The sequence below is a fragment of the Leucobacter ruminantium genome (genome assembly GCF_017565705.1).
In the GTDB taxonomy this organism is placed as follows: domain Bacteria; phylum Actinomycetota; class Actinomycetes; order Actinomycetales; family Microbacteriaceae; genus Leucobacter; species Leucobacter ruminantium.
Window position 1 is genome coordinate 24,952 of sequence record NZ_JAGDYL010000006.1, and the last position, 20,325, is coordinate 45,276.

The following is a 20,325-nucleotide window of genomic DNA, read 5'->3' on the forward strand; positions in this document are numbered from 1 at the left end:
CATGGCGGCATCATGGATCGAGCGGGTCACCGGATCCCTCGAGCAGAAGAAGCAGTATCGCGGCCTCAAGGCGCGCATGCGGGCGCTCCCCGCGGGCTATCGGGAATCGGCCGAGGCGCTCGAGCGGTACCTCCTGTACTTCGGCGGCGTCGAGTCGGGCGAGGTGCTCGTGAGGATGCTCGACGACCTCGTCGTGCTGTTCGAGCAGAGCGCCGCCGACGGCACCGCCATCCGCGACGTCGTGGGGGCGGATCCGGTCGAGTTCGCGGACGCCTTCCTCGAGAACTACGCCGAGGCGCGCTGGATCGGCAAGGAGCGCCGCCGACTCGCGGAGGCCATCGAGCACGCCGCGGGGGAGACGCGGCCATGACGGCGTCTCCTCCCGCGATCCGCGTCGCGGGCCTCGAGAAGTCGTTCGGCGAGCTGCGGGTGCTGCGCGGAGTGGACGTCGCGGCCGACGCGGGATCCGTCCTCGCGCTGCTCGGCTCGAACGGCGCGGGCAAGACCACGCTCGTGAGGATCCTCGCGACACTCCTCGCCGCCGACGCGGGGACGGCCTCCGTGGCCGGGTTCGACGTCGGAGCGGAAGCGGCGCGCGTGCGGGAGTCGATCAGCCTGACCGGGCAGTTCGCCGCGGTCGACGATGTGCTCACCGGCCGCGAGAACCTCGTGCTGATGGCTCGGCTCCGCCACCTCCCGGACCCTGTGGAGGCCGCGCGCGAACTGCTGCGGCGGTTCTCGCTCGAAGAGGCCGGGGACCGGCGCGCATCCGAGTACTCGGGCGGCATGCGGCGACGGCTCGACATCGCGATGAGCATGATCGGGGCACCCTCGGTGGTCTTCCTGGACGAACCGACGACGGGCCTCGACCCCGAGGCGCGGCAGGAGGTGTGGCAGGCCGTGCGCGAGCTCGCGCACGGCGGCACGACCGTGCTGCTCACCACGCAGTACCTCGAGGAGGCGGAGCAGCTCGCAGACCGCATCGCGATCCTGCACGAGGGTCGGATCATCGCCGACGGCACCCTCGCCGAGCTGCGGGCGCTGCTGCCTTCGGCGCGGATCGAATACGTCGAGAAGCAGCCGACGCTCGAGGAGGTCTTCCTCGCCGTCGTCGGAGCGGACGGGTCGGAGAGGGGATCGAGATGAACCACCACCTGTTGCGCGACACGGGGGTGCTGCACGCGCGACTTCTGCGCCACGTGCTGCGGAGCCCGGACACCCTCGTCACGACCGCGATCATGCCGATCGCGATCATGCTGATGTTCGTGTTCGTGCTCGGCGGAGCCATCGACACGGGCGACGTGCCCTACGTCGACTACCTGCTGCCCGGCGTGCTGCTCATCACCGTCGCGTCCGGGGTGTCGTACACCGCGATGCGGCTGTTTCAGGATCTGAACACCGGGATCTTCGAGCGTTTCCGGTCGATGCCCATCGCCCGGTCGTCGATGCTCTGGGCGCACGTGCTGACCTCGCTGATCGCGAACCTCGTCTCGCTCGCGGCGGTGGTGCTCGCGGCGCTGCTGATGGGCTTCCGGAGCAGCGCGGGGATCGGGGCCTGGCTCTCCGTGCTCGGGATCCTGGTGCTGTTCACCCTCGCCCTCACCTGGCTCGCCGTGATCCCCGGCCTGCTGGCGAAGAGTCTGGACGGGGCGGTCGCGTTCTCCTACCCCCTGATCTTCCTGCCTTTCGTGAGTTCGGCATTCGTGCCCACCGGCACCATGCCGGGGCCGGTGCGCTTCTTCGCGGAGCACCAGCCCGTAACGGCGATCGTCGACGCGATCCGGGGCCTGCTGGCGCAGCGGCCGGTGAGCGGCGACATATGGGCGGCGCTCGTCTGGTGTCTCGGCATCCTGATCGCCGCCGCCGGCTTCGCGATCCTCGCCTACCGGCGTCGCGCGGCATAGGGATCGCGCCGCGCGATCGTGCCGCCGCCGCTATGCGATAATTGCTCGCAATGTCTCCTCGCAGTGTGAACCCCCCAGTGCCGGCGTCGACCGACCCCGCGCGTATCCGCAACTTCTGCATCATCGCGCACATCGACCACGGCAAGTCGACGCTCGCCGACCGCATGCTGCAGGTCACCGGAACGGTGCCCGAGCGCGAGATGCGCGCCCAGTACCTCGACCGCATGGACATCGAGCGCGAGCGGGGCATCACGATCAAGTCCCAGGCCGTGCGCATGCACTGGGACGTCGACGGAGCGGCCTACGCCCTCAACATGATCGACACGCCTGGGCACGTCGACTTCAGCTACGAGGTGTCGAGATCCCTCGCCGCATGCGAAGGGGCGATCCTGCTCGTCGACGCGGCCCAGGGCATCGAGGCGCAGACGCTCGCGAACCTCTACCTCGCGATGGAGAACGATCTCGAGATCATCCCCGTTCTCAACAAGATCGACCTGCCGGCGGCCGACCCTGAGCGGGTCGCCGGCGAGATCGCCGACCTCATCGGCGGAGACCCCGATGACATCCTCAAGGTGTCGGGCAAGACCGGCATGGGCGTCGAGGAGCTGCTCGATCGCGTCGTCGAGCGCATCCCGCACCCCGTCGGCGAGGCCGACGCGCCCGCCCGCGCCATGATCTTCGACTCCGTGTACGACCCCTACCGCGGCGTCGTCACCTACGTGCGCATGGTCGACGGCAAGCTGACGCCGCGCGAGAAGATCCAGATGATGTCGACCGGTGCCGAGCACGAGGCGCTCGAGATCGGTGTGTCGTCGCCGGAACCGGTGCCGACCAAGGGCCTCGCCGTCGGCGAGGTCGGCTACCTCATCACCGGCGTGAAGGACGTGCGCCAGTCGAAGGTGGGCGACACCGTCACCACCAAGCTGAAGCCCGCGAGCGAGGCGCTGCCCGGCTACACCGACCCGAAGCCGATGGTGTTCTCGGGCCTCTACCCGATCGACGGCTCCGACTACCCGGTGCTGCGCGAGGCGCTCGACAAGCTCAAGCTCTCCGACGCGGCGCTGCAGTACGAACCCGAGACCTCCGTGGCGCTCGGCTTCGGCTTCCGCTGCGGCTTCCTCGGCCTGCTGCACCTCGAGATCATCTCGGAGCGTCTGCGCCGCGAGTTCGACCTCGACCTCATCGCGACCGCCCCGAGCGTCGTCTACCAGGTGACCGCAGAGGACGGCACCGAGGTGACGGTCACGAACCCCTCCGAATACCCCGACGGCAAGATCGCGAGCGTGCGCGAGCCGATGGTGCGCGTCGCCATCCTGGCGCCCAAGGACTACGTCGGCACCATCATGGAGCTCTGCCAGAGCCGCCGCGGCAGCCTCATGGGCATGGAGTACCTGGGCGAGCGCGTCGAGCTGCGCTACGGGATGCCACTGGGCGAGATCGTGTTCGACTTCTTCGATCACCTGAAGAGCCGCACGCAGGGCTACGCCAGCCTCGACTACGAGCCGATGGGCGAGCAGGAAGCCGACCTCGTGAAGGTCGACATCCTGCTGCAGGGCGACAAGGTCGACGCGTTCAGCGCGATCGTGCACCGCGACAACGCCTACCACTACGGCACGATGATGGCCGAGCGACTGCGCAAGCTGATCCCCCGCCAGCAGTTCGAGGTGCCGATCCAGGCCGCGATCGGCGCGCGCGTCATCGCCCGCGAGACCATCCGCGCGATCCGCAAGGACGTGCTCGCCAAGTGCTACGGCGGCGACATCAGCCGCAAGCGCAAGCTGCTCGAGAAGCAGAAGGAGGGCAAGAAGCGCATGAAGATGGTGGGCCGCGTCGAGGTGCCGCAGGAGGCCTTCATCGCAGCGCTCTCCGGCGACGTCGAAGGCAAGGAGGCCTCGAAGAGATGAAGTCGAACGGTGCAGGGGAGAGCATCGAGGGCAACCGTCGCAGCAGTCACGTCGACATGCCGGTCGCCTACGCGGCCGTCGGCGCCTCGAAGGCGGAGGACCTGCTGAGGTTTCCGCCAGAGGGCAGCACCCCCTACGAGGAGGCGCTGCGACTCGGCAGCGGGGAGGAGCGCTTCCTGCTCGCCTCGAGCGTGCTCATGACCTGGGGCGCCCAGCGCGGCGCCGGTATGCGGGTCGACCAGATCGAGCGCGGCCCCGACGACGAGTACGAGGGCGTCGTGTTCGACGCCGACGGCGGGGTGCAGGCCGCCGCGCCGCGCGAGGACACCTTCGGCCCCGACGGCGAGGCCTACCTCAACGCCGGCACCACCGCCACGATCACGGGCGCCGGCCAGAACCCTCGGCGCGTGCTCGTGATCTACACGATCGACGAGGAGCGGCGCGTCGGCTTCGCGTGGGGCACCGGCGACGAGAACGGCGCCGTGGGCGAGCAGTGCTTCGCCGTGGAGCGCAGGGACGACGATACCGTCTGGGCCGTGGCCCGCGGCTTCCTGACCGCGCCCCGCGCGGGACTGCTCGGGCTGAAGGCGCGCTCCGACCTGCGAAGCGCGCTCGAGGACGTGAAGCGACAGCTGCAGGCGCTCGCACCCGGCGCGGTCGTGGACAATGCGGGCGAGGGATCCGACGCCGCTCGAGCGGAGGCTGGTGCGGCCGAGCCGACAGCCGAAAAGGGCGAGCCGGTTGCCGAGCCGGTCCAGGCCGAGGCGGAGGCGGAGGTGGCCGAGCCGGTTGCCGAGCAGGCGGAGTCTGCTGCCGAGCCGGTCGCCGAGGCGCCCGAGCACCCCGATGCGGCCGAGCACTCCGATGCGGCCGAGGTGTGGGGCGCCGCGGAGGAGACCGTCGAAGACGCGGTCGTGGTCGAATCGGCCTTCACCGCCGAGATCGAGGTCGTCGATCCGGCCGAGGGCGATACTGAGCCCGACGAGTCCGGAACCGATGGGTCTGTCGCGACCGAGCAGGCGGAGCCCTCCGCGACCGGGCAGATCGACGAGCAGGTCGAGCCCACTGCGACCGAGCAGGTCGACGAGGCGCCCCGCCCCGCCCCGCGCCCCACCCACCAGCGCCGCCCCAGCCGCCCGGCGGGCAAGCAGGGCGAATAGGGTGGCCGGAGCCCTCCCCGAAGGCGACCCCGCGCCCGCCGACGGCTCGCTCCCCGAGAGCGCCCGCATCGGCGCCGAGGATCGCGCCTTCGGCGTCTACGTGCATGTGCCCTACTGCCGCGTGCGCTGCGGCTACTGCGACTTCAACACCTACACGGCGAGCGAACTCGGCGGCACGAGCCGGGCGGACTACGCCGATCAGGTGCGGCGCGAGCTCGCGTTCGGCGCCGACGCGATGCGGCGGGGAGGGATCCCTCACCGTCCCGTGTCGACCGTGTTCTTCGGAGGAGGCACGCCGACGCTGCTGCCCGCGCGCGACCTCGCGGCGATGCTGGGGGGCATCCGCGAGGAGTGGGGGCTCGCCGCGGGCGCTGAGATCACCACCGAGGCGAACCCCGACTCCGTCGACGCCGACTACCTGGGCGCGCTGGCCGAAGCGGGTTTCACGCGGGTGAGCTTCGGCATGCAATCCGCAGTGCCGAGCGTGCTCGCGACCCTCGACCGCACGCACACGCCCGAGCGGGTGCCGCTCGTGACACGGTGGGCGCGTGAGGCGGGCCTGCAGGTGAGCGTCGACCTCATCTACGGCACGCCGGGCGAGAGCCTCGCCGACTGGGAGCGCTCGATCGACGCGGCGCTCGCGACCGAGCCCGACCACATCTCCGCGTACGCGCTCATCGTCGAGCGCGGCACGAAGCTCGCCGCACAGATCCGACGCGGCGAGGTGCCCGCCCCCGACGAGGATCTGCACGCCGAGATGTACGAGCTCGCCGACGCGCGCTTCGCGGCGGCCGGCTTCTCGTGGTACGAGATCAGCAACTGGGCGCGATCGGCGGACACGCGCTCGCGCCACAACCTCTCGTACTGGACGGGGGAGGACTGGTGGGCGGCCGGACCCGGCGCGCACAGCCATATCGGCGGCACCCGCTGGTGGAACGTCAAGCACCCCGGCGCATACGCCCAGCGCATCGCCGCGGGGGTCTCGCCGGCGCACGCCCGCGAGGTGCTGACGCCCGAGGCGCGGCGCGAGGAACGGATCCTGCTCGAGACGCGCATCGCCGACGGGCTTCCGACCGATGCGCTCACCGCCGATGAGCGCCGTGCCGTGCCCGGGCTCATCGCCGACGGGCTGATCGACGGGCGTGCCGCGCTGCCCGGGCGCGGGGCCGGGGCGGTCGGCACGGGCCGCGTGATTCCGACCCTGCGCGGCCGGCTGCTCGCCGACACGGTCGTGCACCGCCTGCTCGCCGGCTGAGCGGCGGCGACTCTCGGGGCTCCGCTGCTCTCGCTCCGCTGTTCCCTCGCCCCGGCGCTAGTGCTGACTGCACTCGCCCTTCGCCCGCGGAATACTGTATTGCCGGGCGAACATCGTATTGACAGTCAACACGATGTTCACCGGGCAATACGATATGTGCCGAGAGGGATCGGGGTGCTGAGCGAGACGATGAGGGATCCTGTCGCGAGGCCCCGCCCGAGTGCGACGTGCTGTCGGGACGCAACGACCCTCAACGTCCATCCACAGGCGAGATTTCGAACCACTTCTCCACAAAACCGCGGTTCTGCGTCAGCGGAGAGATGCGCGACGTCGAGTTCTGCTCGACCGTTGAGGCATGAGTCGTCAACCCACCATCGCCGAGTTGCGGGCAGCTCTGCGACACCGTAGCCACCTCGTTGTGGCGGGCAGCACCGACCGACGCATCCGCCGTGAGGTCGATCGCCGCGCCCTGCACCTGATAACCCGCGGCTGGTACGTCGCGGGCGATCTGTGGAAGACCCTCACGCCGCGGAGCAAGCACCTGCTGCTCCTGCTCGCGGTCGCCGCCGTCGCCGAAACCGCGCCGGTGTTCTCCTTCGCTTCAGCCGCTGCCGTGCACGGTCTGCCGCTCCACGGTCTGCAACTCGACCGAGCCCATGTACTCGTCGGTACGCATCGCCGCTCGGCGAGCACCGGACCGGTGAAGCGGCACACGAGTCCGTTCAGGCCCGAAGAGGTCGTGTGCTTCGCGGGGCTGGCGTGTACGGATCTCGTGCGCACCGCCGTGGATGTGGCGCGCAGCGCGAGCTACGAATCGGGACTCCTTTGCGCCGACGCGGCGCTGCGGCGCATGGTGCTGCACGAACCCTGGAGCGTCTCGGTGCTGCGGGAGTCGATGCGCGAGCGTCTCGAGCGATTGCCGCGCTCGCACGGGAAGAGGCGGGCGCTCAGGGTGCTCGCCCATGCGAGCGCGCAGTCGGAATCAGCGTTGGAGAGCCTCACCAGGCTGCAACTCGAACGGCTCGGGTTCACAGTGCTTCAGCAGGTGCGCGTGGTCGGCCCGCGCGGCGAGGAACTGAGGGTCGACCTCGAACTCGTCGGGTTCGGCGTCTTTGTCGAGGCGGACGGCAAACAGAAGTATCTCGACGCCGGTATGCGCGGCGAGCGCACCGTCGAGGAGATGCTCCTCGACGAAAAGCGTCGCGAGGACTGGGTGCGCGGAGTGACCGCCTATCGTGTCATCAGGCTGGGGTGGGAGGACGTGCGGTCTCCCGGCGCGCTGGCCACCCGGCTACGAGCGTTCGGCATCGAGCCGCCGCGCTCGCCCGACGCCGCTCCGCTGCGCGAGCTCTACTGAGTGCTGCGCGACGGCGAATCCCTCGCCCGCCATCTGCCCGGGGCCGAAGGTCGCGACGGCCGAGATAGGCCCCTGCCCCTGCGCCTGCCCCGCTCTGCTTCTGCCCCGCTCTGCTTCTGCCCCCCAACCTAGTCACCCGCCGAATACGGTATCGCCCAAACCACATCGTATTGACTGCCAAGAGGATGTGTGCCGGACAATACGATGCGTGCCGGGCGAGGGTTGCGGCATCAGATCGAATAGGCGAGGGGTCAGGCGGGCTCGAGCGAGCCGCGAGGGATCAGCCGGGCCGGAGCGAGTCGCGAGGGATCGCGGAGCGCGAACGCGCGCGCCTCGCCCCGGATGGAGGAGGGCAGGTGAGGTAGACTGGCACTCCGAATCGACGAGTGCCAAGACGAGCGCCGAAGCGGTGCGAGGCCCGGCGCGGAGTCGGATGCCGAGACGGGCATCGACACCGCTGCTGAGACGAGCACCGGAACGAGCATCGGCCGGAATACGAGAGACGAGAGCGGAGGTGCGGCATGGCGGCAGAACGCCAGGGATCGGAGCGCGCCGTCTCCGAGCGCAGCCTCGCCGTGCTGCACGCGATCGTCAGCGACTACATCTCGTCGAACGAGCCCGTCGGCTCCAAGGCGATCGTCGACAGGCACAGCTTCGGGGTCTCGGCCGCCACGATCCGCAACGACATGGCCCTGCTCGAGGAGGACGAGCTGATCGCCCAGCCGCACACCTCCTCCGGTCGGGTGCCGACCGACAAGGGCTACCGCCTCTACGTCGACACGCTGGCGGGCATCCGCCCCCTCACGAGCGCCCAGAAGACCGCGATCACGCGCTTCCTGAGCGAGTCGAGCGATCTCGACGATGTGATGGCCCGCTCGGTGCGACTGCTCGCCCAGCTCACGAACCAGGTCGCCGTGGTGCAGTATCCGTCGCTGCGTCGCACCGTCGTGCGGCACATCGACCTCGTCGCGGTCGGCGAGGATCGCGTGCTCGCGGTGCTGATCCTCGGCAGCGGGGTGGTGGAGCAGCAGCTCGCGCGTCTGCCCGCGTCGCAGGTCACCGAGGCCTGGGTGCACGGACTGCGGGAGCGAATCGCCGGCGCGATCGTCGGGGCCGATGTGGACGCGGGAATCGTGGCGATCACCCGCCTCGGGGAGACGATGGAGGGCTGGGTGCACCCGGGCGAGGCAGACCTCGTGCGGAGCGTGCTCGAGGTGGTCGACGCGCAGCTGCGGGCCAACCGCAGCGAGAAGATCGCGATCGCCGGCGCCGCGAACCTGTCGCGCCCCGGTGAGTTCGCGGGATCCCTCCACACCGTGCTCGAGGCGATCGAGGAGCAGGTGACGCTGCTGCGCCTCTTCGACGAGCTCGTGCAAGACGAGCGCGAGGTGGCCGCCTCGATCGGTCGCGAGAACGCGCCGTACGGTCTCGCCTCCGCCTCGGTCATCGCGTCGAACTACGAATCCGAGGGCGTCTCTCCGTCGCGTCTCGGCGTGCTCGGCCCGCTGCGCATGGACTACGCCGCCAACATCGCGGCGGTGCGCGCAGTCGCTCGCTACCTGAACCGCCTGCTCGGCGAGGATCAGTGAGCGCGGGCTGTTGAGCGAAGACCAGTGAACCGACACCAGTGACTTCCGCGCGCCGCCGTGCGCGGACCAGAACCGACATCCACACCCTGAGGAGCTGAATCGTGGCCGACCACTACGAGACCCTCGGCGTCTCCCGCGAGGCGACGCCCGAAGAGATCAAGAAGGCGTACCGTCGTCTCGCCCGCGAGCTGCATCCCGATGTGAATCCGAGCGAGGAGGCCTCCGAGAAGTTCAAGGCAGTCACCCACGCCTACGACGTGCTGAGCGACCCCGAGCAGCGGCAGCGCTACGACATGGGCGGCGACGGCTCCGGCGGCATGGGCGGTTTCGGCGACATCTTCGAGACGTTCTTCGGCGGCGGTTTCGGGGGAGGCCAGCGCGGTCCGCGCTCGCGCTCGGAGCGCGGCGATGACGCGATGATCCGCGTCGACGTGTCGCTCGAGGAGGTCGTGTTCGGCTCGCAGCGCGAGGTGACGGTGAACACGGCCGTGCTCTGCGAGGCCTGCCAGGGATCCTGCTGCCAGCCGGGCACCCACCCGGTGACCTGCGACGTCTGCGGCGGCCAGGGCCAGGTGCAGCGCCAGGTGCGTTCGCTCTTCGGCAACGTCGTCACGATGCATCCCTGCGGCAGCTGCCAGGGCTACGGCACGATCATCGAGCACCCGTGCGTGAGCTGCGGCGGCAAGGGCCGCGTGCGCGAGCGCCGCACGATCCCGGTCGACATCCCGTCGGGCATCGACACCGGCACGCGCATGCAGATGCGCGGCGGCGGCGAGGTGGGCCCTGGCGGCGGCCCGAACGGCGATCTGTTCATCGAGTTCCGCGTCACCCATCACGACATCTTCAGCCGCGATGGCAACGATCTGCTGTGCACGATGCAGCTGGCGATGACCGACGCGACCCTGGGAACCAAGACCACGGTCGCGGGTCTCGACGGCGACGTCGAGGTCGAGATCGAGGCCGGCACGCAGTCTGGCGATCTGATCACGGTCAGGGGGCGAGGGATCCAGGGGCTCCGCACGACCACCCGCGGCGACCTGAAGATCGCGGTGCAGGTCGTGACGCCGACGAAGCTGTCGAAGAGGGAGCAGGATCTGGTGCGCCAGCTCGCCGCGCTGCGGAAGGACGACGCGCCTCACCTGGGTGAGTTCCAGCAGAGCTTCTTCGGCAAGATTCGCGACCGCTTCTTCCGCTAGACGCGCGACCGCTACCCTTGAGGGGTGGCGAATCTGTACTTCACCGACGGCCTCGCACCGGAGGCGTTCGAGGCCGGCGCGATCGTCGAGGTGACGGGCGAGGAGGCGCGGCACGCCGTGCGGGTGAGCCGGCTCCGCATGGGCGAGCGCATCATGGTCGGCGACGGCCTGGGCACGGTGGGCGAGGGGCCGGTGGAGAGCGCCGAGAGGGATCGTTTCACCGTGCGGCTCGAGAGCGTGCGGAGGGATCCCTCGCCCGCGCAGCGGGTCGTGCTCGTGCAGGCGCTTGCGAAGGGTGATCGCGACGAGCGCGCGGTGGAGCAGGCCACCGAGTTCGGCGTGGACGCGATCGTGCCGTGGGAGGCCGCTCGCTCGGTCTCCCGCTGGGGCGCGGAGAAGACGGCGAAGGGCGTCGCGAAGTGGGCGCGCATCGCCCGGGAGGCCTCGAAGCAGTCGCTGCGGTCCCGGGTGCCGGGCGTTGCGGAGCCGGTGCGGCTCGCCCAGCTCTGCGAGGCGGCGGGACGCGAGGGGGTCGCGGTCGTCGCGCTGCATCCCCGCGGCGGCGCACGGTTGACCGCCTGGGCGGCCGGGGCGGATGTCGCGGTGGCGGGGGAGATCCTGCTCGTCGTCGGCCCCGAGGGAGGCTTCGCCGACGAGGAGCTGGACGCGCTCGAGGCGGCAGGCGCCGTGGTCCGGGTGCTGGGGGAGACCGTGCTGCGCACGTCGAGCGCGGGCCCCGCGGCAATCGCGGTACTGAACGCGGCTCTCGGCCGCTGGTAGGCGCGGGAGCGGCTCACTCCCCGCCTGGCAGCCCCTCGAGCGGATCGCCGCACTGGAAGCCCTCGCAGGGCAGCAGCGGGTCGCGCGGCACCACGCCCTCGGGCGGGGTCAGCAGATACTCGGCGCGTTCCCTTTGCACGTGCTGGATCCCTTGCGAGGTCATGACGCTGCGGCCCAGCTCGCACCTGGGGTCGAAGGGCGGCTGCTCGTAGTCGAAGGCGCGCAGCGCCTCGACGCCCCACTCGGCCTCGAACTCCTCGCGGATCTCTGCGGTGCGCTGTTCCGCCTCGTCCGCGTACCCATCGGGGAGTTCGAGCCCTTCCGGCGGCTCGAACAGTTCGGAGTAGTCGCCGGGTAGCTGCAGCCTCTGCTCGGCCGAGACCGTCGCCGAGTGGATCACGGGCGCCGCGAACGGCGGGATCCGCGGCCCGCGCACGACGAGGTCGTAGGTGAATCCGGGGATCAGGGCGAGCTCGGTGCTCGGGTCGCTCGTGCACGCGACCGTTTTGCGGGAGACGAAGGTGCCGCAGTCGCTCGACTGCTTCGGCGCGATGCCGCTGCGCCTGGAGCCGGTGAAAGGCCCCTCCTGGATCGTGCAGGAGCCGACGGTTTCCGCAGGGAAGAGCGGGCTCGCGAGCGGGAGGCCGACGACCACGAGCAGGCCGATGAGCGGCGCTCCGAGCAGCGGCGCCCAGATCCGCGCCCGCGGGAGCCTCCGCGGCCTTGCCGCGGAGGCGGTCGAGCCTGCGGAGGCTTCGGAGTCGGAGGAGGCGGGCACGGCACCATTCTGCCAGCAACCGAAACCCCGGTGATCCGCACGGGAACCGCCCGGTAGACTGGATGGCATGGCAGCAGAGACCGTGTTCGGCAAGATCGTCTCGGGGGAGATCCCTGTCGATATCATCGCGGAGACCGATCGGGTGATCGCCTTCCTCGACATCGCGCCGCAGGCGCCACTGCACGCGCTCGTCATCCCGAAGACGACCGAGTACGCGAACGTGGCCGAGCTCGCGGCAGGCGACCCCGAGACCCTCGCCGAGATGGTGACGGTCGCGAAGCGGATCGCCGACGAGCGCGCCAACGGCGAGTTCAGGCTCGTCTTCAACAACGGCGCCAGCGCGGGCCAGACCGTCTTCCACGTGCACGCGCACGTGCTCGCCGGAGATCTCGAGGAGAGCACGCTCGTTGGATCCTGAGCTGCAGCGCACCGTCCTGCTCACCGGCGTCGACCTCGCCGCCTTCCTCGGGCACCGGGACCGGCTCATCGCCGACCTCGAAGCCCAGCACCCCGACGTGCAGTTCCATGTGCGCGACGAGGTGCTGTCGCTGCGCGGCCCGGCCGACGAGGTGCGACAGGCCGAGGAAGTGGTGAACGAGGTGCTCGAGGTGGCGCGCCGCAGCGGCGCCGTCTCGGGGCAGGACGTGAGGGAGGTGACCCGCATGGTGCAGCGCGGTGACGGGCCGACGGCGGCGCAGGTGCTCAGCGAGCCGATCCTCACTGTGCGGGGCAACGCCGTGCGCCCGCAGACGGCGGGACAGCGCTCATACGTCGACGCCATCGACCGCAACACGATCGTGTTCGGCATCGGACCGGCGGGCACGGGCAAGACCTACCTCGCGATGGCGAAGGCCGTGCAGGCGCTGCAGCGGCGCGAGGTCGCGAAGATCATCCTCACCCGTCCGGCCGTGGAGGCGGGCGAGCGGCTCGGCTACCTGCCCGGCAGCCTCGAGGACAAGATCGATCCCTATCTCAGGCCCCTCTTCGACGCCGTCGGCTCGATGATGGACCCCGATCTCGTGCCGAGGCTCCTCGCGAACGGCACGATCGAGGTCGCGCCGCTCGCCTACATGCGCGGGCGCACCCTCAACGAGTCGTTCGTGATCCTCGACGAGGCGCAGAACACGACTCCGGAGCAGATGAAGATGTTCCTCACGCGCCTCGGGTACGGCTCCAAGATGGTCGTGACGGGCGACATCACCCAGGTCGACCTGCCGATCGCCGCGAGCGGGCTGCGCGTGGTGAACCGCATCCTGCGCGGAGTCGAAGACGTGCACTTCGCGGAGCTCACGGCGGACGACATCGTGCGCCACAGCCTCGTCGGGCGCATCGTGGACGCCTACAGCGTCTACGAGGAGAGCAGACAGCAGCGGAAGGACGGTGCCCCATGAGCGTCGAGATCAACAACGAGTCGGGAATCGCCGTCGAGGAGGAGCGGCTGCAGCGCCTCGCCGCCTTCGTGCTCGAGTCGCTGCACGTGCACCCCGACACCGAGCTGGGCGTGATGATGGTCGACGAGGCGGCGATCGAGCAGCTGCACGTGCAGTGGATGGACGAGCCCGGCCCCACCGATGTGCTGAGCTTCCCGATGGACGAGCTGCGCCCGGGCCGCGTCGACGCGAAGACGCCGGCCGGGCTGCTCGGCGACGTCGTCATCTGTCCCCAGGTAGCCGAGCTGCAGGCTGAGGCCGCGGGTCATGACCTGGCGCAGGAGGTGTCGGTGCTGCTCACGCACGGGATGCTGCACCTGCTGGGCTTCGACCACGCGACTCCCGACGAGGAGGCGGAGATGTTCGGTCTGCAGCGCGATCTTCTGCTCTCGTTCGCCATGCGCGAGCGGGGCCGATGAGCGTCGGACTCGCGGCGCTGCTGATCGGCGTCGCGCTCCTGCTCGTCGGCTTCGGCGGCCTGCTCGCCGCGACCGATGCGGCGCTCGGCGTGCGGTCGCGGGCCGAGCTCGTCTCCCTCGCCGAGGAGTCGCCGCGCGTGGGAAAGGCTATCCGCGCGATCGCGGAGGACGAGCGCGCCCACCTCAACGCGCTCGGCTTCGCCCGCGTGTTCGCCGAGACGCTCTCGGCCGTGCTCATCACGCTCGTGCTGGCCTACTCCCTCGACAACCTGTGGCTGACGCTCGTCGTCGCGGGGCTCGCGATGACGGCGATGACCTTCGTGCTCGTCGGTTCGAGCCCGCGCACCGTCGGCACCCACCACCCCGAGGCGATCATCCGCGTCACGGCGCGCACGGTGCGCGCTCTGCGCGTGGTGCTCGGTCCGCTCGCGACGGGTCTGATCAGGCTCGGCGACCGCGTGACCCCGGGGCGGGGCCAGGGATCCGCTCGCATCCGCGACGAGCAGCAGCTGCTGTCGATGGTCGACCAGGCCGCTGAACAGGCACTGCTCGAGACCGACGACCGCGACTACATCCACTCGCTCGTGGAGTTCGGCGACACCCTCGTGCGCGAGGTGATGGTGCCGCGCATCGACATGGTCACCGTCTCGAGCGAGGCGACCGTGCGCGAGTCGCTCGAGCAGCTGCTCGCCTCCCGCCACTCCCGAGTGCCGGTCTTCGCGGGAGAGGTCGACGATGTCGCAGGCATCGCCTATCTGCGCGACGCCAGCGGCTTCGTGCTGCGACGCCCGGAGGAGGCGGAGACGGCGCCGATCACCCGCATCATGAAGCCCGCGCTCTTCGTGCCGGAGCTGCAGCGCGCCGACGACCTGCTGCGGCAGATGCAGCACGAGGCCACTCACATCGCGCTCGTCGTCGACGAGTACGGCGGCATCTCGGGCCTCGTCACGCTCGAGGATCTCATCGAGGAACTGCTCGGAGACATCTCTGACGAGCACGACCGAGAGGTGCCCGAGGTGGAGCTGCAGGAGGGAGGTTCGCTGCTCGTGAGCGCGCGCCTCTCGGTGGAGCGGCTCGGCGAGCTCTTCGACGTGGAACTCGACGACGAGGACGTCGACACGGTCGGCGGTCTCGTCGCCAAGCATCTCGGGCGTCTGCCCGAGACCGGTGACCGGGTGGTCGTCGAGGGGATCGAGCTGACCGCGGCGGGCATGCTGCGCCGCCGTCAGCGACTGCTGACCGTCGAGGCGAGGCGCATCGGCGAGAACGAAGGGGAACACGAATGACCGAAGAGCTCTCGGCGAGCGGCGAGGGATCCGGGATCGGCCCGGCGGGCGAGGCGTTCCGTGCCGGCTTTGTCTCCTTCGTGGGGCGGCCCAACGTCGGCAAGTCCACCCTCACCAACGCCCTGGTGGGGGAGAAGATCGCCATCACGAGCCCCAAGCCTCAGACCACGCGACGGGCGATCAGGGGCATCGTGCACCGCCCCGACGGCCAGCTCATCATCGTCGACACTCCGGGCATCCACCGGCCCCGCACGCTGCTCGGCGAGCGGCTCAACGCCCTCGTGGAGGCCACGCTCGGCGACGTCGACGTGATCGGCTTCTGCGTGCCCGCGAATGAGAAGCTCGGCCCGGGCGACCGTTTCATCAACGAGCGCATCGACGACTTCCCCCGCGCCAGGAAGGTCGCGATCCTCACCAAGGTCGATGAGGCGTCGCAGGGCGAGATCATCGACCAGCTCACCCGACTCGGCGAGCTCCGCGAGTGGGACGCCGTCGTCCCGATCTCCTCGGTCACCCGGGAGCAGCTCGACGTGCTCTCCGACGTGCTGCTCGGGCTCATGCCCGAATCACCCGCGCTGTACGAGGACGAGACGACGACCGACGAGGCGGAGGACGACCGCATCGCCGAGCTGATCCGCGAGGCCGCGCTCGAGGGCGCGCGCGAGGAGCTGCCGCACTCGCTCGCTGCCACGGTCGACGACCGCGAGGAGCGCGAGGGCGAGAACGGCGAGCCCGGCCTCGTCGAGATCTACGCCTCCATCTATGTCGAGCGCGACAGCCAGAAGGGCATCGTCATCGGCAAGGGCGGCTCCCGGCTCCGCGGCGTCGGGGAGCGCGCGCGCCGCGAGATCGAGGAGCTGATCGGCCGCCGCGTCTACCTGTCGCTGCGCGTGAAGGTGCTCAAGGAGTGGCAGCGCGACCCCAAGGCGCTCGGTAGACTCGGGTTCTGACCGTCGCGAGAAGGAGCACAGTGAACGACATCACCGACCAGGCGCAGCTCACCACCCTGTTCCAGAGCTACGGCGTCTTCGGCATCGTCTGGTACCTCGTGATCGCGATTGCGCTGTGGCGCATATTCTCGAAGGCCGGCTATCCCGGGATCCTCGCGATCATCCCGATCGTCAACGTGTTCGTCCTCGTGAAGGTCGCGGGCTACTCCGCGTGGATGACCCTGCTCTACCTCGTGCCGATCGCGAACCTGATCTTCAGCATCTTCGTCGCGATCCGTCTCGGGCAGCGCTTCGGCAAGGGCGGCGCGTTCTCGTTCTTCCTGCTGTGGCTCTTCTCGGTGATCGGCTACCTCATCCTCGGCTTCGGGGGAGCGCGGTACAGCCCGCGACGCTGACCTCCCCGGTTGCAGCCGATCCCTCAGCGGCCGCCCGAGAACCCTCCGCCTCCGCCTCCGCCCGAGAAGCCGCCTCCGCCCGAGCCGCCGGAACTCGACGATGAGTAGCTGACCGACGACTGCAGCGAACTCGTGAACGACGAGATGGTGCTGCCGAGGTCGCCGATTCCGTGCGCGGCGACGCCGGGGTACCACAGGGGCGCGTAGCCCGGCTGCTCCCGGTACTTCACGGCGAGCACGCGACCCCACTCCTTCTCCAGGCCGAAGAGCATCGCATACGGCAGCAGCTTCTCGTAGAGGCGGATCACGTCGACCGTTCCGTCCTGCCCGCGCTCGGCTCCGCTGTACGACTGGAGCACCCCGAGCCGCTCCTCCTCGGCCACCCCGATGAAGAGCTTCACACCCTCCAGATACTCACGCCGCTCGGCGCCGAGCGGCGTGTGCACGCGATGCTTCGAGATCGAGGCGACCGCCAGCACGAGCGCGATGACGCCCGCGATGATGCAGATCACGGGACTCGCGGAGAAGGGGCGGAGCAGGAACGTCAGCACGAGGAGCACCGCGAGCACCGCGACGATGCCGAGAGAGACGAGGCCGAGTACGCGCGCCGCGCCGCTGCGCTCACGGGTGAAGTACCCCCTGGCCGCAGCCTCCTCCGCGCCTGCCGCGGCGAGCCCGGACATCGACTGGGCGAAGGACTCGCTCTCCTCCGGCAGCTCGAACGCGGTTCCGGGCTCCGTCGAGGGGAAGATGGCGCGCATGGCTCTCGCATCCAAGTCGTCACGGGCCAGCGAGGGATCCACCACGCGCAGCACCGGTCGACCCTCGCGGGTGCCGAAGAGGCCGCGCTTCTGCTCTCCCTCCTCGATGCGGATCGCACCGCTGACTGCGAGGTGCACGATCTCCGCGGGGACGACGCTCCTCGAGACGCCGACGACGGGAGCGGCGATGAGCGGGGGAAGCTCCGCGGGCACGTCGTACTGCGCGACGACGATTCCGCGCGCGACCCTGCGCCTCCCGATCATCCTTGCCGTGAGCACCGCGCCGATGCCGGAGGTCGCGAGCGCAGCTCCGCCGACCACGAGCGGCAGCACGTCGAGGGCCGGGTTGGGCAGGCGCTTCGGCGGCTGGACGACGCTGCCGGGCTGCAAGCCGATGGCGACCGTCACGCCCTCGGAGGGCGCGAGCCCCCTGACCGAGGCGCGGAACGCACCGCCGTCCCTCGCGATCCCGCACTCGCCCGTCGACTCCGCGGGGCCCGAATAGCACCTCGCGTCGCCGTTCAGGCGTTCTGCGAGCTCGGGGGAGAAGACGATCTCGGCGGAGAAGGCGTCGATGGGCTGCGCGTGCTCGAAATCGGTGAGATCCCAGTAGAACTCGTCGGCGGTGCCGTCGTCGCGCGCGAGGATCACGTCGCTCAGGGTGTACTCGATGACGTAGGTGTGCACGCCGCGGACGTAGCCGTCGTCGCCCGTGAGCACCGCGACGAAGCCGTCCTCCCGTTCGACCTCGAACGGCACGGGAGCGCCGGACTCGTCTCGCACGCTGAAGTCGCGGGGGTCGGTCGAGGACCCCTCGTAGTCGATCGGCAGGCCGCGGACGAGGCCGCGGTTCTGATCGAAGTCGGGGAAGCGCGCCGTGAGCGTCTCGGTGACGTGCGCGACCGCCCGGCCTGATTCGTCGGCTTCGATGAGGTAGCGGACGCTCCACCGGTCGTAGCTGAAGTCCGAGACATCGGCGCGGGCCGCCTCGGCTCCGGAACCGGTGCCGAGGCCGAGCGCGAGGAGCACCGCCGCGGCGCAGACGGCGAGTGCGCGCGTGAGGGTTCGCATGTCCTCCAGGCTACTCCGGACCGTGCTCGCAGGGCCGGACGCGGGCGACCCCGCAGCCGGTGGCGGCCCGATCCCTCGCTGATGCTATGCTGTTCGCATGCTGTTCGGCTCGCTTCTCCTTAGCTGCCGCGACGAGTCCTAGATCATCAGGCCTCACTCGTCGCGGAGTTTCGTGTTGGCTGAACCCAGGACCCAGACGAGAAAGTTTTCGAGCCCATGAAGAACACGCAGCAGCCCTCGGGCATGCCGACTCATCGCTACCGCCCGTTCCACGAGATCATCGAGGTCGATCTTCCCGACCGCACGTGGCCCGCGAAGCGCATCACCGAGGCCCCCCGCTGGTGCGCGGTCGATCTGCGCGACGGCAACCAGGCGCTCATCGACCCGATGAGTCCCGAGCGCAAGCGGATCATGTTCGACCTGCTCGTGAAGATGGGCTACAAGGAGATCGAGGTCGGCTTCCCCTCGGCGAGCCAGACCGACTTCGACTTCGTGCGCCAGCTGATCGAGGACGGCGCGATCCCCGATGACGTCACGATCCAGGTGCTGACCCAGGCGCGCGAGCACCTCATCAAGCGCACCTACGAGTCGCTGATCGGCGCGAAGCAGGCGATCGTGCACCTCTACAACTCGACGAGCATCCTGCAGCGCGACGTCGTGTTCCGCTCCGACCGCGAGGGCATCAAGAGGATCGCGACCGACGGGGCGAAGCTCTGCCGCGAGAGCGAGTCGATCTGCGCCGGCACCGACATCTACTACGAGTACTCGCCCGAGTCGTACACGGGCACCGAGCTCGAGTACGCGGTCGAGGTCTGCAACGAGGTGCTCGAGATCTTCGAGCCGACCCCCGAGCGCAAGGTGATCATCAACCTGCCCGCCACGGTCGAGATGGCGACCCCCAACGTCTACGCCGACTCGATCGAGTGGATGGGCCGGCACCTGAACCACCGCGAGAACGTCATCATCTCGCTGCACCCGCACAACGACCGCGGCACCGCGGTGGCCGCTGCCGAGCTCGGCTACCTGGCGGGCGCCGACCGCATCGAGGGCTGCCTCTTCGGCAACGGCGAGCGCACCGGCAACGTCGACCTTGTCGCGCTGGGCATCAACATGTTCACGCAGGGCATCGACCCCCAGATCGACTTCTCGCGCCTCGACGAGGTGCGCCGCACCGCAGAGTACTGCAACCAGCTGCGGGTGCCCGAGCGCAGCCCGTGGGCGGGCGACCTCGTCTACACCGCCTTCTCCGGGTCGCACCAGGACGCGATCAAGAAGGGCTTCGAGCGCATGCAGGCGGACGCCGATGCGGCGGGCAAGTCGGTCGACGAGATCGAATGGGCCGTTCCCTACCTGCCGGTCGACCCGAAGGATCTGGGCCGCTCCTACGAGGCCGTGATCCGCGTCAACTCGCAGTCCGGCAAGGGAGGCGTCGCCTACCTGCTGAAGACCGATCACCACCTGGATCTGCCGCGTCGCCTGCAGATCGAGTTCAGCGCCGTCGTGCAGGCCTTCACCGACAGCGAGGGCGGCGAGATGTCGAGCGACGAGATCTGGCGAATCTTCCAGGACGAGTACCTGCCGACCGACGACCAGGCCTCCGACCGCTGGGGCCGTTACGAGCTGTTCCGCACGGCTTCGACGAGCGCGGGCGACGGCGTCACCGAGCTGACCGTCGACTACCGCAGCGGCGACGAGCGGCTGCAGCTCACGGCCCGCGGCAACGGCCCCGTCGACGCGTTCATCACCGCGCTGAACGAGGCCGGCCACGAGGTCACGCTCTTCGACTACGTGGAGCACGCGATGAGCTCCGGCGGAGACGCCGTCGCCGCGGCCTACGTCGATCTCGAGGTCGACGGGCAGCGGCTGTGGGGCGTCGGCATCGACCCCGACACCACGCGCGCCACCCTGAAGGCCATCGTGTCGTCCGTGAACCGCGCCGTGCGCAACGCGGGTGCGAAGCAGGCGGTCGCGGTCGAGGCCTGATCCGGGGGCTGCACCGCGATATACGAACGGGCGGGGACCTCGGCTCCCGCCCGTTCGTACATTTATTCGAATGATCCGCGTGGCGAGGCCGTGAATGTCGGAGGCTC

19 protein-coding genes are annotated in these 20,325 nt (G+C 69.9%); 17 read left to right on the forward strand and 2 right to left on the reverse strand.

Annotated elements, in window-relative coordinates:
• Position 1: 1 nt before the first annotated feature.
• The 10 genes from J4H91_RS04655 (at position 2) to J4H91_RS04700 (ending at position 11,145) form a co-directional block, all read left to right on the forward strand.
• On the forward strand, positions 2 to 370 hold the full coding sequence (locus J4H91_RS04655) for a DUF1048 domain-containing protein (RefSeq protein WP_208045103.1): 369 nt from the start codon (positions 2 to 4) through the stop codon (positions 368 to 370).
• A complete protein-coding gene (locus tag J4H91_RS04660) occupies positions 367 to 1,146 on the forward strand; it encodes an ABC transporter ATP-binding protein (RefSeq protein ID WP_208045104.1) in 780 nt (259 codons plus the stop codon). The genes J4H91_RS04655 and J4H91_RS04660 overlap by 4 nt, the downstream gene beginning before the upstream one ends.
• The gene (locus tag J4H91_RS04665) at positions 1,143 to 1,904 is read left to right on the forward strand and encodes an ABC transporter permease (protein WP_208045105.1); all 762 of its coding nucleotides are present in this window, start codon (positions 1,143 to 1,145) and stop codon (positions 1,902 to 1,904) included. Before J4H91_RS04660 ends, J4H91_RS04665 begins: the two co-directional genes overlap by 4 nt.
• A gap of 50 nt (positions 1,905 to 1,954) precedes the next feature.
• Complete coding sequence (lepA, locus tag J4H91_RS04670) at positions 1,955 to 3,808, forward strand: translation elongation factor 4 (RefSeq protein ID WP_208045106.1); 1,854 nt, start codon at positions 1,955 to 1,957, stop codon at positions 3,806 to 3,808.
• Positions 3,805 to 4,968: a DUF1990 family protein gene (locus tag J4H91_RS04675; protein ID WP_243752639.1), complete on the forward strand. Its 1,164-nt coding sequence runs from the start codon at positions 3,805 to 3,807 to the stop codon at positions 4,966 to 4,968. Before lepA ends, J4H91_RS04675 begins: the two co-directional genes overlap by 4 nt.
• A 1-nt stretch (position 4,969) precedes the next feature.
• Complete coding sequence (hemW, locus tag J4H91_RS04680) at positions 4,970 to 6,223, forward strand: radical SAM family heme chaperone HemW (RefSeq protein WP_208045107.1); 1,254 nt, start codon at positions 4,970 to 4,972, stop codon at positions 6,221 to 6,223.
• A 355-nt stretch (positions 6,224 to 6,578) separates the two neighbouring features.
• On the forward strand, positions 6,579 to 7,580 hold the full coding sequence (locus J4H91_RS04685; protein WP_208045108.1) for a hypothetical protein: 1,002 nt from the start codon (positions 6,579 to 6,581) through the stop codon (positions 7,578 to 7,580).
• 521 nt (positions 7,581 to 8,101) lie between these two features.
• Positions 8,102 to 9,169 (forward strand): heat-inducible transcriptional repressor HrcA, encoded by a 1,068-nt coding sequence (hrcA, locus tag J4H91_RS04690; protein ID WP_208045109.1) that lies wholly within the window; start codon positions 8,102 to 8,104, stop codon positions 9,167 to 9,169.
• A gap of 101 nt (positions 9,170 to 9,270) precedes the next feature.
• Positions 9,271 to 10,365 (forward strand): molecular chaperone DnaJ, encoded by a 1,095-nt coding sequence (gene dnaJ / locus J4H91_RS04695; RefSeq protein WP_208045110.1) that lies wholly within the window; start codon positions 9,271 to 9,273, stop codon positions 10,363 to 10,365.
• Positions 10,366 to 10,389: 24 nt separating this feature from the next.
• Entirely contained in the window at positions 10,390 to 11,145 is a 756-nt protein-coding gene (locus J4H91_RS04700; protein ID WP_208045111.1) for a 16S rRNA (uracil(1498)-N(3))-methyltransferase, read from the forward strand.
• Between the two features lie 13 nt (positions 11,146 to 11,158).
• On the opposite strand, the gene J4H91_RS04705 is transcribed toward J4H91_RS04700, so the two are convergent.
• A complete protein-coding gene (locus tag J4H91_RS04705) occupies positions 11,159 to 11,923 on the reverse strand; it encodes a hypothetical protein (RefSeq protein ID WP_208045112.1) in 765 nt (254 codons plus the stop codon).
• 67 nt (positions 11,924 to 11,990) lie between these two features.
• On the opposite strand from J4H91_RS04705, the gene J4H91_RS04710 reads away from it, so the two are divergent.
• The 6 genes from J4H91_RS04710 to J4H91_RS04735 are packed head-to-tail and all read left to right on the forward strand — an operon-like array spanning position 11,991 to position 16,403.
• Positions 11,991 to 12,341, forward strand: a complete 351-nt coding sequence (locus tag J4H91_RS04710) for a histidine triad nucleotide-binding protein (RefSeq protein ID WP_208045113.1) — start codon at positions 11,991 to 11,993, stop codon at positions 12,339 to 12,341.
• Entirely contained in the window at positions 12,331 to 13,314 is a 984-nt protein-coding gene (locus J4H91_RS04715; RefSeq protein ID WP_243752640.1) for a PhoH family protein, read from the forward strand. Before J4H91_RS04710 ends, J4H91_RS04715 begins: the two co-directional genes overlap by 11 nt.
• Complete coding sequence (ybeY, locus tag J4H91_RS04720; RefSeq protein WP_208045114.1) at positions 13,311 to 13,772, forward strand: rRNA maturation RNase YbeY; 462 nt, start codon at positions 13,311 to 13,313, stop codon at positions 13,770 to 13,772. Before J4H91_RS04715 ends, ybeY begins: the two co-directional genes overlap by 4 nt.
• Positions 13,769 to 15,058 (forward strand): hemolysin family protein, encoded by a 1,290-nt coding sequence (locus J4H91_RS04725; RefSeq protein ID WP_208045115.1) that lies wholly within the window; start codon positions 13,769 to 13,771, stop codon positions 15,056 to 15,058. The genes ybeY and J4H91_RS04725 overlap by 4 nt, the downstream gene beginning before the upstream one ends.
• Positions 15,055 to 16,008, forward strand: a complete 954-nt coding sequence (gene era / locus J4H91_RS04730) for a GTPase Era (RefSeq protein WP_243752641.1) — start codon at positions 15,055 to 15,057, stop codon at positions 16,006 to 16,008. The genes J4H91_RS04725 and era overlap by 4 nt, the downstream gene beginning before the upstream one ends.
• Before the next feature lie 20 nt (positions 16,009 to 16,028).
• The gene (locus J4H91_RS04735; RefSeq protein WP_208045116.1) at positions 16,029 to 16,403 is read left to right on the forward strand and encodes a DUF5684 domain-containing protein; all 375 of its coding nucleotides are present in this window, start codon (positions 16,029 to 16,031) and stop codon (positions 16,401 to 16,403) included.
• A 23-nt stretch (positions 16,404 to 16,426) separates the two neighbouring features.
• Here J4H91_RS04735 and J4H91_RS04740 read toward each other — a convergent pair whose 3' ends face one another.
• Positions 16,427 to 18,235: a DUF2207 domain-containing protein gene (locus J4H91_RS04740; protein ID WP_208045117.1), complete on the reverse strand. Its 1,809-nt coding sequence runs from the start codon at positions 18,233 to 18,235 to the stop codon at positions 16,427 to 16,429.
• A gap of 216 nt (positions 18,236 to 18,451) precedes the next feature.
• Between J4H91_RS04740 and leuA the strand changes: the two genes are divergently transcribed.
• The gene (leuA, locus tag J4H91_RS04745; protein WP_208045118.1) at positions 18,452 to 20,218 is read left to right on the forward strand and encodes a 2-isopropylmalate synthase; all 1,767 of its coding nucleotides are present in this window, start codon (positions 18,452 to 18,454) and stop codon (positions 20,216 to 20,218) included.
• Positions 20,219 to 20,325: the final 107 nt, after the last annotated feature.